The sequence below is a fragment of the Paenibacillus sp. FSL R5-0490 genome (genome assembly GCF_001956215.1).
GTDB lineage: Bacteria > Bacillota > Bacilli > Bacillales > Cytobacillaceae > Cytobacillus.
The window spans coordinates 146,849-159,822 of sequence record NZ_MRTQ01000002.1 but is presented as its reverse complement, the minus strand read 5'-3'; the positions used below and the strand labels follow the sequence as shown (position 1 = coordinate 159,822).

Sequence of the window (12,974 nt, the reverse complement as noted above, 5' to 3'; positions counted from 1 at the left end):
ATTCTTCCTTTTCACTCTCTTAATTCTATTAATTTTCGCTACCAACGATACTGTTATTAAATATTCAGAATTGTTAAAATGTAGGTAACATCAAGAACCAGCTTCAATTTAATCTCTTAAGGAGGGAAAGAAATGGAGCAATATGTTCGTGTCATTCCTTATAAGGTGATTCAGCAGGAAGAGAATGTAAAGGAAGTTCCAAAGGGCGTAGAATTGATTCAGGCGCCAAAGGTTTGGAGCGAAACAAAAGGAAAAGGAATTAAAATTGCTGTTTTGGATACCGGCTGCGACATTAGCCATCCTGACCTGAAGGACCGCGTTAAGGGCGGGCGGAACTTTACAGACGATGATAACAGCGATCCAAATAGTTTCAAGGACTATAATGGCCACGGAACTCATGTGGCAGGGACTATTGCTGCACATGAAAATGATGCTGGTGTTATTGGGGTAGCTCCTGAAGCTGATCTCCTTATTGTAAAGGTCTTAAATAAAAATGGATCCGGACAATACGAATGGATAATTAAGGGCATCCATTATGCCATCGAGCAAAATGCTGATATCATCTCCATGTCGCTTGGCGGGCCAGCTGATGTTCCTGAACTGCATGATGCAATTAAAGCTGCTGTAAATAAGAATATCCTTGTAGTATGTGCAGCAGGAAATGAAGGGGATGGGGACGACTCAACCGATGAGTTTGCTTATCCAGGCTGCTATAATGAGGTGATTAGTGTAGGTGCTATTAACCTCGAAAGGGATTCTTCCGAGTTTACAAACTCTCATAATGAAATAGATTTAGTGGCGCCAGGGGAAGGGATATTATCCACCTTTCTGAACGGAAAGTATGCAACCCTCAGCGGTACTTCAATGGCTGCTCCACATGTTTCCGGAGCTCTGGCCCTGATCAAGGACTTTGCAAACAGGCAATTTGAAAGAAAGCTTTCAGAACCTGAACTTTATGCCCAATTAATCAGAAGAACGGTTCCACTTGGCAATTCTCCCAAACTTGAAGGAAACGGACTCGTTTATTTAACCGTTCCAGATCATTTAGCCGGAATCTTTGACCAGGAGTTCAAATCGACGGTTCTAAATGCCATATGATGAAAGTGACTAGTATAGCAGCGGAATGGGCCGAGGCTCAGTCAAAGTATATTGAAAGTGTTCAGAACGAACCTTATTATAACGCTGAGGAAGATATCATAAATCAAGAAGATTACTATGGAACCATTGATTTTGGGAAAGAGGATCTCCCGAAACAGGTTCATGATCTGCTGGTTCGTACTCATAGCCGGGAATTGGATTACTCACCTCACCGATATGTATATCCATGGGTGGATCTTCAGGAAAACCTCAAGCTTAAAAGTTTATATTCGGGGAAAGGGATTGATCCGCTTAAAGCCATTGACCAGGATCTCAAGCTCCTTCAGACGATTCACGAAGGCGGATTCCACAGCAATGAAAGAGTTATATTTAATACCGAGCATATCGTCCCGCAATCATGGTTTGAAGGAAGACAGCCAATGAAAGGGGATCTTCATCATCTTTTTGCCTGTGAGCCGGCATGCAATAGTATGAGAAGCAATTTTCCCTACTATGATTTTGAAGCCTATGTACCGGAAATAGAGGCAGCAGGCGTCAGGAATGGATGCGGGATGGCAGAACTGGAGAAGTTTGAGCCGGAATATGGAAAAGGGATTGCCGCAAGAGCTGTATTCTATTTTGCTGTCAGATATAAAAAAGGACTTAAAATTGACGAGAAGATGGATATGCAGATTTTGCTGAGATGGCATGAAGAAAATCCGGTGACTATATACGAAAAGCATAGAAACGCTGCCATTCAGGCACTCCAGGGGAACCGAAACCCATTTATAGATTTTCCTGAGCATGCAAAGAAAATGCTGCGATAATGAACAAACCCGTCTGAACTCAGGCGGGTTTGTTTTATAATAGAAAAGAAGGAGGAGTTATTACACGTGCAGCCATTTACAGAAAAAGTGATAAAAATCATTAAAAACATCCCAAGAGGAAAAGTCATGACATACGGACAAATTGCAAGGCTTGCCGGGAGCCCCCGGGGAGCAAGACAGGTGGTCCGGATCCTTCATACCCAAAGTGAAAAGCATCAGCTTCCCTGGCATCGGGTTGTAAATGGGAAAGGGGAAATTGGGTTTAAAGACGGAGATTCGCATGACTTTCAAAGAGAACTATTAGAAAATGAAGGGGTACAATTTAATATAAATAAAAGAATAGATTTGCAGGAATTTGCCCATGAATCATCACAGCCAATATAAAGAAGCGTGCATCCAATCGGAAGTCACGCTTCTTCATAATCATATGTACCTATTTTGTCTTTGATGCATATTCCTCAATCATCTCAGCTGTAACATACTTCCTTGCAGGTATTATGCCCTGTTTGGATAGTTCATTTATCTCAGCAGTTACTTCATTTATCTTATCCGCAGAAAAAGGAAGTCCTCTCCTGCAGAAATCCAATGCTTGTTCAATATAATACTCACGCTGCTGATCCAAGGCAGCAAACCTCGTGATTATCTTATTTTGCTTACCCACGTGTTCAGATATTGCTTTATGTACACTCATTTTTTCCACCCCTTATATAATTCACCTGTTTTTATCATACCATTTTTTCTAAGAGTTTTAAGAATAAATATTCTTACTGGCATAATATTTTGTTTAGAAAAAATACAAAAAAACAGCGATCCCACATAACTTGTACTGTGGAGAATAAAATAGTTAAGCAAGCGAAAAAATGATTCTATTTCCTCATTATGGAAATAAAGGGAACTCACCTTTCTTAGAAGAAATGGTAATGAAACAAATAGGAAGGTGGATTAATACATATGAAAAAGAGTGTAAAAATGCATATCAGTTTATTGCTGGTATTTATGCTGGCACTTGTTCCTTTAGCCCAGCCCGAAACTCCTCATGTCAAGGCAACAGAAGAAGGCAGTGAGCTCGTCCAGCAGCTGAACCAAATGCTTAATAATGATCCAATCCTAAAGGGAGGCCTTGCAGGAGTCAGTATCCGCAATGCAGAAACCGGTGAGCTTGTATATGACCATATCGGGGATGTGCGTTTAAGGCCGGCGTCTAATATGAAGCTCCTTACAGCAGCTGCAGCTCTTGAAACGCTGGGTGAAAATTATCAGTTCACAACAGAACTTCTTCACACAGGTTCAATAAAGGGAAAGACACTGCAGGGTGACTTGATCTTAAAAGGGAAAGGAGACCCCACTCTTTTAAAGGAAGATTTTGATGCATTTGCCGCTAAAGTGAAAGAAGCAGGTGTACAGGTTATTCATGGCAGCCTGATCGGTGATGACACCTGGTATGATGATGAGCGCTATTCAACGGATCTGTCATGGAGCGACGAATCCTGGTATTACGGCGGACAAGTCTCAGCACTTACTGCCTCCCCGAATGAGGATTATGACGCGGGTACAGTCATTGTAGAAGTATATCCTGCAGAAAAAGCCGGGCAGGAACCAATTGTAAAAATGGTGCCGGAAACAGACTACATAAAAATCGTTAATAATGCGAAAACCGTCGCTAAAGGGGAAAAGAAGGATATCCATATTGAAAGGGATCACGGGACGAACACCGTTTCAATAGAAGGAGAAATTCCTGTTGAAGGAAGCCGTTCAAGGGAGTGGATTGCCGTATGGGAGCCGACTGGCTATGCCTTGGATTTATTAAAGCGTTCTCTCGCTGAACAAGGGATTAAATTGAAAGGGAAGACAATAGCAGGCACTGCCCCTGAAGGAGCAAAACTGTTTGCTGAGCATAAATCCATGCCTATTAAAGAGCTGCTTATTCCATTTATGAAATTAAGCAATAATGGCCATGCAGAAACGTTAATCAAGGAAATGGGCAAGGTTGTCAAAGGGGAAGGCAGCTGGGAAAAAGGGCTTGAAGTATTAGAAGAACAGGTAAAAGCTTTTGGAATGGATGAAAAAACTCTCGTGCTCCGGGACGGTTCCGGAATTTCACATGTAAACTTAATTCCGGCCAATGAAATCTCTCAACTTCTTTTTGAAGTCCAGGACGAAGAATGGTTCTCTTCTTATTTGAACTCATTGCCGATTGCCGGCGACACAGACCGGATGGTAGGAGGTACTCTAAGAAACCGCATGAAAAACTCCAATGCAGCCGGGAATGTCAAAGCAAAAACAGGTTCAATCTCGACTGTCAGTTCGTTATCAGGTTATGTTAAGACATCCAGTGGGGATGAATTGATCTTTTCCATTATTTTGAACAACTTGACCGATGGCGGTGAAGGTAAAGTTATTGAAGATAAAATTGCCACGCTGCTAGCCGACCAATAACAGAAAAGAAAAAAGGCAGAATACCGCTTCGACGGTATACCTGCCTTTTTCTGTTTTACTCTGCTTTTGCTGCCTGTATTTGAAGATCGATTTTTACTTTATCTCCAACAAGGACTCCCCCTGTTTCAAGTGCTGAATTCCAGGTTAAGCCATAATCGCTGCGTTTGATAGCACCAGCAGCTGTAAAGCCGACTTTTTCATTGCCCCATGGATCTTTGCCTGATCCTTCATATGTGACAGCAAAGGTTTCTGTTTTTGTTACACCATGAATCGTAAGATCGCCTGTAACATCATATTCATCGTCACCCTTGCTTACAATGCCTGTTGAAGTAAATGTCATTTGCGGATGGTTCTCAACATCAAAGAAGTCTGCAGAACGCAAGTGATTATCACGATCTTCATTTCGTGTATCCACACTTGAAAGCGCAACATTGAATGTAATATCAGCTGTTGTTAAATCTGCGGGATCTGCTGTAATTTCTGCATCAAAGCTATTAAAGCTGCCTTTCACGTTCGCGATCATCATATGTTTGATTGAAAAGTCCACACTGCTGTGTGCTGGATCAACTGCCCATTTAGTTTTTGCCATTTTTTTCTCCTCCAATATCCGAATTTATTTATCTTTAATTCAAGATGTTTTAATTCTAAATAAATTATATTCCGGTTCAAGTTTTATGTCAATGATATTTTTTGAAAAGATGGTAAAATGAAGACTACTTAAATTTTCTACATCATACATAACCTAAGTCATAATGATTACATCGCCTATTGGCGATGTTTAAAGGGGAACGGATCATGAATCAGCTTGAACAGATATACAATAATGCTGAAGAGCATACAAAAATAAAAATTCTGGAGGATGCCGACCGTTATCTGGGCGGCCAGGAATCTATGCCCTCCTATAAGGAATATCTTTCTGAAAGATTTCATTATATCGATCAAATCTGGGTAAATGTGTGGCTTAATAAAATCACCGCTAAAATATCCAAGCAGGAAAAAAAGAAGTATTTATGTGAGAAAGGATACGACACCGAAAATGTTGACAGGAAAATAATCAACCACCTGTTTCGGACTGAAATGAGGGATTATCAGCCCTTTAACAGTTTGGACTGGCTTAATGACCTATTTGAAAGCAATAATGAAGCTTGGGCTGAGCGTTTTGAGAAGGCAAGGGCATATTATCTGCAGAAAGCAGAAGAGGAGCAGCTCCAGCGAAAGAAGTATACCATTCGCGATGATATTGAAAAGAAAATGGATGAAATTATTGAAAGAGATTATAGCCTTCTTTATCTTCATGTCAGACATATGGCTTCAAAGCAGCTGGTTTCCGATTTGAAAAATAAGACAAGGTATCAAAAAGTGGATACTTTCGCTCTTGAAGAAAGGCTCGAGGAAATAGGGGAATTCCATGCCGGTGATTATGCTGTAATGGGGGATTTCTTTGAAGAGCTGACAGGAAATATCCATAAAGCAATTTATTTGGGCAAGGGCTATTTCGAATATGAAACGTATTACTATGTTTATAAAAACCATATATCAGGATTTCTTTCTGATACTCTGCAAACACTCATCCTGCAGAGCCTTCCGCAGCATCTATTCGAGGAATATGAAGATGCATATGATAAACCGCTGACCGGAAAGTCTGTAAAGAAGCTGATTGCCCATACTCTTCAAAATCTTAATGACAGCTTTTTCGAAACCATTCAGGAGGAATTTGTTGAAGATTTGGTCAAGCTTGCGGATATCCCCTTTGACCCTGAAGCCCATCAAGAACAACTGGAGAAGGACATTGAAGACAGGGAAAGAAAAATAGCAGAAGAACTGGCTGAGCAGCAGAGGAAGAAAGAGGAAGAAGAACGTATGCTCGAAAATATTTTCGGGCAGGAATACAGTCCTTCAGTGGAACGGGCCAAAAAATATGTACTTCATATTGGAGAAACCAATACCGGGAAAACCCATCATGCGCTTGAAGTCATGAAATCAGCAAACAGCGGTCTGTATCTGGCGCCTTTGAGGCTTTTGGCACTCGAAGTATATGATAAATTAAACCGCGATGGTGTACCATGCTCTTTGAAAACCGGTGAAGAAGAGAAGACAGTTTCCGGTTCCGAGCATCTATCCAGCACGGTGGAGATGTTCTATGAAAAGGATTTTTATGACGTCATTGTGATCGATGAATCTCAGATGATTACGGATAAAGACAGAGGCTTTTCCTGGTATAAAGCCATTACCAAGGCAAATGCCAATGAAGTCCATATTATTGGAAGCCGCAGTGCTAAAAGCATGATGCTGCAGCTGCTTGGCGACGCAGATATTGAACTGTATGAATACAGCCGGGATATTCCTCTTGAAGTGGAAGCAAAGGAATTTAAATTCACTCATGTCCGAAAAGGCGATGCACTAATCTGTTTTTCAAGAAAGAGAGTGCTTGAAACGGCCTCAAGACTTCAGCAGGAAGGGCACTCAGTAAGCATGATTTATGGAGCGATGCCTCCGGAAACCAGAAAAAAACAAGTCCAGCGTTTTATAAATGGTGAAACTTCCGTTATCGTTTCCACTGATGCCATTGGGATGGGACTTAACCTGCCTATCCGGAGAATTGTGTTCCTGGAAAATGATAAATTTGACGGAACGAAAAGAAGGACCCTTACTTCCCAGGAAGTGAAGCAAATTGCCGGAAGAGCAGGCCGAAAAGGACTTTACAATATTGGGAAGGTTGCTTTTACAAAAGATATCAAAAGAATGAAGGCTCTGCTTGAAATGGAAGATGCACCGGTACACAGCTTTGCCATCGCCCCGACCAATACAGTATTTGAAAGGTTTCAAAGATATTACCGCGATCTCGGATCATTCTTTGAGCTTTGGGATAAGTTTGAGAGCCCAAGAGGAACCAAAAAAGCGGCATTAACAGAGGAGAGAGACCTATATGAAAGGATCCGCGGCACAGAAATTGAAGCAAAGCTCGGCCTGATGGATCTATATGGTTTTCTCCATCTGCCCTTTTCAAAAAAAGAATCTGATCTTGTCCGTCAATGGGAAGAAACCATGTATGCCATCATTTATGGCGAGGAGCTTCCTGAGCCCCGTATCAAGAACAGGAATCTGGAAGAGCTGGAGCTGACCTATAAAGCAATCGGCCTCCATTTGCTGTTCCTGTATCGTCTTGAGCAGAGAACCGAAGCGTTATACTGGGAAAGATTAAGGGAAGAAATCAGTGACCATGTTCATGAAAGACTGAAAACGGACATTAAGGAGCTCTCAAGAAAGTGCAGAAAATGCGGCAAGAAACTGCCTTGGGAACACGAATACCAAATCTGTGATGAATGTCATTCTTCTCGTTCAAGAAGAAGGTATCATTACTATAGAAGGTAAAATTTTAAGCCTGCTGGAATAACAGCAGGCTTTTTCACTGGCAGCAATTTTACGTTTTCATTATAGGAATGAAAAAGACAATAAATTTATGAATTTTACCCGTCCTTTCCGAATACATATTCATGGAAAACAACTATGTAAGTCTTAAAGGGGCGGTATAAATGGCAAGCTGCACACATCAGGCTGAAGTAAACATTCCAATAGGGGCAATATGGAGCTTTGTCAGTGATATTGGGAACTGGGCACCATTAGTGCCCGGATATATTGCACATGAGGTAATGAGTGACAAAGAATCAACCTGGAGCTTCAAAAGCGATATGGGGATTATTAAGAAAAAAATCGAATTAAAAGTGGAAATAACGAGCTGGCAGGAGCCAACAAAGGTTACGTTTCATTTAACAGGACTTAATGAGAAGTTTACAGGACATGGATACTTTCTTGCGGAGAAAGGAAAGAATAAGAAAAATATCATGACAGGATCACTTGATATTTCAGCAGAGGGAATGATGGCTAAAGTAGCCAATTCCTTGCTTAATACAGCTCTTCCTGAAATTACTGCAGAACTGACAGAGGCTGTGGCATTAAAGGCCGAACAGGAATACAGGGAGCATGCAGGTGTATAATTTGCCTCAATGAAAAGAACTCATATACCCTGAGTTCTTTTATTTCGTATATCGATTAGCGTAGCTGGAGGCCACGAATGCTTCCGGCTTTATTTTTGGCTCAAGGCCGATGGATTCGATCCTGGACACCATTTCTTTCACAAATTCTCTGGTTTTATTTCTTTTGCCTGATCCGATGTCCATATGCCCTTCCATTGAGAATGATCCGCCTTTATAAAGGAATGGCAGAACGATTTCAAACATTTTGTCTTTGTAATCCTCTGTAAACAAAGAGACCACTTCTTCAGTCAGCGAGGTTTCATAGGAGATTCGCTCATGAAGATGCAGCATTTTCCTTGGTATTACCGTTTTTCGGATACATGCCCAGGCGCCTTTTCGCTTATTTTGAATCACAATCCCGGTTATAAACACAGTGCGATTGCAATGCACCTGTGAATCTGTTCCAATCATCAGCCTGAAGTTCCCATCAGGATTTCGCTTTATAAAAAGTAAGATCCGGTTGAATACTTGCTCAAAAGTCATATTCCTCTCCTGAAGATTTTGAAATTTATAGTCAGCATTCACCTAATATCACCACATTAAGTATTTTGTCTCGGAGTATCACTCTTCCACAACCTTTAACTTAAAATGTAATCCCTATTACTGCCATTATATTGAGGGACACTGAACAAGTTGTTTATTTTTTTGAAAAAATTGCTTATGAGGCAGAGGAACAGAAAATGAATGGGAATCTTCATATTGATAAAAGCTATGGTAAAAGAGGAGGTATTCTTTTGAACAAAACACTTATCTTAATACTTAAATTAGCATCAGCTATGATTGCTTTTGCCATAGCGCTTGATTTATTCTTTGATGCGACATTCGCAGATATTCTTTCTTTCAGTATTCTGGTAACAGCCATGTCCTATCTGCTCGGAGACCGCATCATCCTTCCGCGTCTTGGAAACAAGAATGCCCTTATTGCTGACTTTTTCTTAGTTTATGCATCTGTTTGGGTGTTTGGAAGTGTGCTGCTTAACAGTTATCTGCAAATCGCTTGGGGAAGCATTATTTCAGCAGGAATTATCACTGTTTCTGAGGTATTTGTCCACAGATTCCTTGTAAACAAAAGGGAAAGCAGCCAAGAGAAAGAGAGCAGCCAATCTGCTATAAATCCGCGGCTTGCTTATGGGATGGAAATGGCTGAAGAAAGAGAGCCAACAAAGGATTGGGAATAAATTGATATATAAGTCGAAGCCCCGTTCATGACCACTTGGTCTGAAAGGGCTTTTTATTTTGCATGTAACTAGAGATTTTAGAATATCCATTAACAAACAGTCAATTTGCTAAAAGGAGGTTACATATGCACGAAATGTCTCTGATGGCTGAAGTACTTCGCCTGGTGGAGGAAGATGCCATCGAGAGAAACATTGTGAAGGTTGATCGAATCTCTGTCATTGTAGGGGAACTTTCCAATGTCCTGCCCGATGCATTAGAACTTGCATTTTGTTACTTTCAAAAACAGGAGTGCAGCCTGATCAGCGAAAAAACCGAACTCGCTATTATAAGGGAGGAAGCAAAAGCCAGGTGCAAAGAGTGCAGAAAAGAATTTGCACCGGATTACCGAATAGCCCTTTGTCCACATTGCCATCAATTAAATACTGAAATAATCTCCGGTGAATCTTTTCAAATTGAGTCTTATGAAGGAAGTGAGAGTTGTGAAGATAATAATGGACGATGATGTTTTGAAAGATAATAATGCTGCAGCCAATTTTAATAGAACTTTATTTAAGCAAAATCAAACACTAGTCATCAATCTTATGAGTGCACCAGGTGCAGGTAAGACCACACTCCTTGAGAGAACCGTTAAAGCGCTGGCATCAGAATTTAAAATCGCAGTCATAGAGGGGGATCTTGCAACTGAGCGGGATGCAGACAGGCTTCGGGCTCTAGGTATATATACAGTACAAATTAACACAGTTGGCGGCTGCCATCTTGACGCAAGAATGATAGCCAAAACATTACCCCAATTCCAGCTTGAGGAAATTGATATCCTTTTTATTGAGAACATCGGCAATCTTGTCTGCCCCTCAGGCTATGACTTGGGACAAGACTATAAGGCTGTCATTCTCAGTGTACCTGAAGGCAATGACAAAATCCCCAAATACCCTTTGATGTTTCGCCGTACCGATTTAACCATTATCAATAAAACAGATTTACTTCCATACGTACAGTTTGATTTAGAAGAAGCACAGAGGGATCTACGCACGATTAACCCGGATGCTGCTTTTCTTGCACTGTCATCCCAGACGGGAGATGGGATGGAGGAATGGATAAACTGGTTAAAGAAAGCACATGCCCATGCTGCGTTCAGTCAGAATTAAAGTAACCGGAAAAGTACAGGGTGTCGGTTTCCGTCCCTATATATATGGCCTTTCAAGAAAATACAACATTCAGGGAACAGTTCAAAATAATTTAGATGTCGTTTTCATTCAGGCAGAAGGCGAAAGCGACTCCATTGCCAGCATGATTGATCACATTCAAAAGAGCCCTCCTCAACTGGCAAAAATTATTGAAATGACTGTAGATGACAGTCTGCCATCGTATTTTAACGATTTTAAGATTGTTCCAAGCATCCGAAGCAGTCATGCTGAACCATTAATTCCATCAGATGCAGGAATGTGCAATGACTGCCTGCGCGAGATGCGTCAAGAGAGTAACAGGCGGTTTCAATATCCTTTTACAAATTGCACTCAATGCGGCCCGCGGTATTCCATCATTCGGGAGCTTCCGTATGACAGGCCACACACCGCCATGGACAAATTTCACATGTGTATTGCCTGCAGGGAAGAATATGAAAATCCAACAGATCGCCGCCATCATGCACAGCCGGTATGCTGCCCTGACTGCGGACCTGACATAATCCTTTATGATTCGAATAAGAAGCCGGTGAAAAGAAAGCAGAAAGCTATTCATGCGGCCTCGACTCTTTTATCGGAAGGAAAGATTGTAAGCATTAAGGGGATAGGAGGATATCATCTTGCCTGCGATGCACACAATGAAAAGGCCATTAATGAACTAAGAATCCGGAAAAACAGGCCGCAGCGCCCTCTGGCAATTATGGCGAAATCACTTGAAACCGCCCTGAAGTATTGCCATGTTACAGAAAAAGAAGCTGAGATGCTAAAAAGTCCTGAAATGCCAATCGTTGTTTTAAGGAAAAAAAAGTGCTCCGATCTTCCTGAACTTCTCTCCCCGGGGTTGTCGACCATAGGAATCATGCTTCCGTATTCGCCGCTCCATCATCTGCTTTTTGAGAACAGCAAGCTGGAATGCATCGTACTGACAAGCTCTAACCCGTCTGGACACCCGTTATATTTCAAAGAGGACCCAGGCACTCTCTGTGACTATATTCTTACCCATAATCGTCCCATTCTCCACCCCATTGATGACTCTGTCATACAAGTCAGTCAAGCCGGAGAAGTTATTTTTCTCAGACGTTCCAGAGGTTTTATACCGGAGGTTTTTAAAACCGCCCATCCGTTAGATCAAATCCTGGCTTTAGGGGGAAACCAGAAGAATGCCTTTGCTGCCGGGAAGGGCCACAGCATTTATATGGGGCCGCATATAGGGGATCTGGAAAATCAAGAGATGCTTCAGCATTATGAAAATCAGGTGAAGCATTATAACAAATGGCTGGGGTTTGAGGAAAAAAAGATTGCCGCTGACTTACATCCTTCGTATGCCGTAACCAAGTATGCGAGCGATTTCAAGGGTCCTGTGATCCGAGTCCAGCATCATCACGCCCATCACGTGTCATGCATGGCAGACAATGATTTATATGAACCGTGCTTTGGACTGATTCTCGACGGCACAGGCTATGGGGATGACGGTCATATATGGGGGTTTGAATTATTATATGGCTGTGCCGATTCCTTTGAGCGGCTGGGCCACCTTACTTATACACCGCTGCCTGGAGGAGAGAAGGCAGTAAAGGAGCCCTGGAGGAATGCTGCTGGAATGATTCTTCACTTCTGGCCAGGTAATGGAAAGGAGCTTGCTCTGAAACTGTTTCCCGAAAAAGCCAGAGAAATCAGCATTATCGAACACATGGTGAATAAGAAGATCCAAACACCCCTCGCCGGAACGTGCGGCAGGCTTTTTGATGCTGTCAGTGCCATATTGGGAATCTGCCAAACTTCCACTTACGAGGGAGAAGCAGCGATGAAACTATCAGATTATATGTATAGATCCCCGTCAGAATGTAACAAACCTTATCCCTTTAAGATAATAAAAGACAGAGGAGAACCATACCGGCTCGATTTTTCCCAGATGATTTATCAAATAATCCAGGAAAATTTTGAGGCCGTTCCACCTGCTGTTATTATTCAAAGATTTCATCAGACAATTGCATCTGCATCGGCAAAGTTAATTTTATGCAGAGCGGATGAAAGACCAGAGCTTAGCCGGAGGATAGTCTTTTCAGGTGGATCGTTTCAAAATTTATTTCTTGCCGGGGAGCTTTCCAGAATGCTTGAGGAGAACGATTTTACTGTTTATACACATAAGAAAGTTCCTTGCCATGATGGCGGATTATCATTAGGGCAATTAATGATTGCAGCCAGACAAACAAAAGCTAAAAAAATATAAAGGGGTGATT

The 12,974-nt window shown here is 41.7% G+C and carries 13 protein-coding genes; 10 read left to right on the top strand and 3 right to left on the bottom strand.

From position 1 onward, the window contains the following. Nucleotides 1-132 precede the first annotated feature (132 nt). The 3 genes from BK139_RS02655 (at nucleotide 133) to BK139_RS02645 (ending at nucleotide 2,288) form a co-directional block, all read left to right on the top strand. Nucleotides 133-1,098, top strand: coding sequence for a S8 family peptidase (locus BK139_RS02655; protein WP_076256501.1), 966 nt, complete (start codon nucleotides 133-135; stop codon nucleotides 1,096-1,098). Next, nucleotides 1,095-1,904: an endonuclease I family protein gene (locus BK139_RS02650; RefSeq protein WP_076256499.1), complete on the top strand. Its 810-nt coding sequence runs from the start codon at nucleotides 1,095-1,097 to the stop codon at nucleotides 1,902-1,904. Before BK139_RS02655 ends, BK139_RS02650 begins: the two co-directional genes overlap by 4 nt. Nucleotides 1,905-1,970: 66 nt before the next feature. After that, nucleotides 1,971-2,288: an MGMT family protein gene (locus BK139_RS02645; protein WP_076256498.1), complete on the top strand. Its 318-nt coding sequence runs from the start codon at nucleotides 1,971-1,973 to the stop codon at nucleotides 2,286-2,288. A 49-nt stretch (nucleotides 2,289-2,337) separates the two neighbouring features. Here the strand turns inward: BK139_RS02645 and BK139_RS02640 are convergent, their stop codons facing one another. Beyond that, nucleotides 2,338-2,595 carry a YpbS family protein gene (locus tag BK139_RS02640; RefSeq protein ID WP_076256496.1) on the bottom strand — a complete coding sequence of 86 codons (258 nt, stop codon included), beginning with the start codon at nucleotides 2,593-2,595 and terminating at the stop codon, nucleotides 2,338-2,340. Nucleotides 2,596-2,855: 260 nt separating this feature from the next. On the opposite strand from BK139_RS02640, the gene dacB reads away from it, so the two are divergent. After that, nucleotides 2,856-4,340, top strand: coding sequence for a D-alanyl-D-alanine carboxypeptidase/D-alanyl-D-alanine endopeptidase (gene dacB / locus BK139_RS02635; RefSeq protein ID WP_076256494.1), 1,485 nt, complete (start codon nucleotides 2,856-2,858; stop codon nucleotides 4,338-4,340). 55 nt (nucleotides 4,341-4,395) lie between these two features. Here the strand turns inward: dacB and BK139_RS02630 are convergent, their stop codons facing one another. Continuing rightward, the gene (locus tag BK139_RS02630) at nucleotides 4,396-4,929 is read right to left on the bottom strand and encodes a YceI family protein (RefSeq protein WP_076256493.1); all 534 of its coding nucleotides are present in this window, start codon (nucleotides 4,927-4,929) and stop codon (nucleotides 4,396-4,398) included. Nucleotides 4,930-5,135: 206 nt separating this feature from the next. Between BK139_RS02630 and BK139_RS02625 the strand changes: the two genes are divergently transcribed. Beyond that, complete coding sequence (locus BK139_RS02625) at nucleotides 5,136-7,712, top strand: DEAD/DEAH box helicase (protein WP_076256491.1); 2,577 nt, start codon at nucleotides 5,136-5,138, stop codon at nucleotides 7,710-7,712. A gap of 161 nt (nucleotides 7,713-7,873) precedes the next feature. Continuing rightward, the gene (locus BK139_RS02620) at nucleotides 7,874-8,335 is read left to right on the top strand and encodes an SRPBCC family protein (protein ID WP_076256489.1); all 462 of its coding nucleotides are present in this window, start codon (nucleotides 7,874-7,876) and stop codon (nucleotides 8,333-8,335) included. Between the two features lie 39 nt (nucleotides 8,336-8,374). Here BK139_RS02620 and BK139_RS02615 read toward each other — a convergent pair whose 3' ends face one another. Continuing rightward, complete coding sequence (locus BK139_RS02615; RefSeq protein ID WP_175609046.1) at nucleotides 8,375-8,857, bottom strand: ribonuclease H-like YkuK family protein; 483 nt, start codon at nucleotides 8,855-8,857, stop codon at nucleotides 8,375-8,377. A 251-nt stretch (nucleotides 8,858-9,108) separates the two neighbouring features. Here BK139_RS02615 and BK139_RS02610 point away from each other — a divergent pair, with 251 nt between their 5' ends. The 4 genes from BK139_RS02610 to hypF all read left to right on the top strand — a co-directional run bounded on the left by BK139_RS02610 (nucleotide 9,109) and on the right by hypF (nucleotide 12,964). Continuing rightward, nucleotides 9,109-9,552 (top strand): YndM family protein, encoded by a 444-nt coding sequence (locus BK139_RS02610; RefSeq protein ID WP_076256639.1) that lies wholly within the window; start codon nucleotides 9,109-9,111, stop codon nucleotides 9,550-9,552. A 125-nt stretch (nucleotides 9,553-9,677) separates the two neighbouring features. Then, nucleotides 9,678-10,055, top strand: coding sequence for a hydrogenase maturation nickel metallochaperone HypA/HybF (locus BK139_RS02605; protein ID WP_076256485.1), 378 nt, complete (start codon nucleotides 9,678-9,680; stop codon nucleotides 10,053-10,055). Further along, nucleotides 10,033-10,698: a hydrogenase nickel incorporation protein HypB gene (gene hypB / locus BK139_RS02600; RefSeq protein WP_076256484.1), complete on the top strand. Its 666-nt coding sequence runs from the start codon at nucleotides 10,033-10,035 to the stop codon at nucleotides 10,696-10,698. Before BK139_RS02605 ends, hypB begins: the two co-directional genes overlap by 23 nt. After that, nucleotides 10,676-12,964 carry a carbamoyltransferase HypF gene (gene hypF, locus BK139_RS02595; protein WP_076256482.1) on the top strand — a complete coding sequence of 763 codons (2,289 nt, stop codon included), beginning with the start codon at nucleotides 10,676-10,678 and terminating at the stop codon, nucleotides 12,962-12,964. The genes hypB and hypF overlap by 23 nt, the downstream gene beginning before the upstream one ends. Nucleotides 12,965-12,974: the final 10 nt, after the last annotated feature.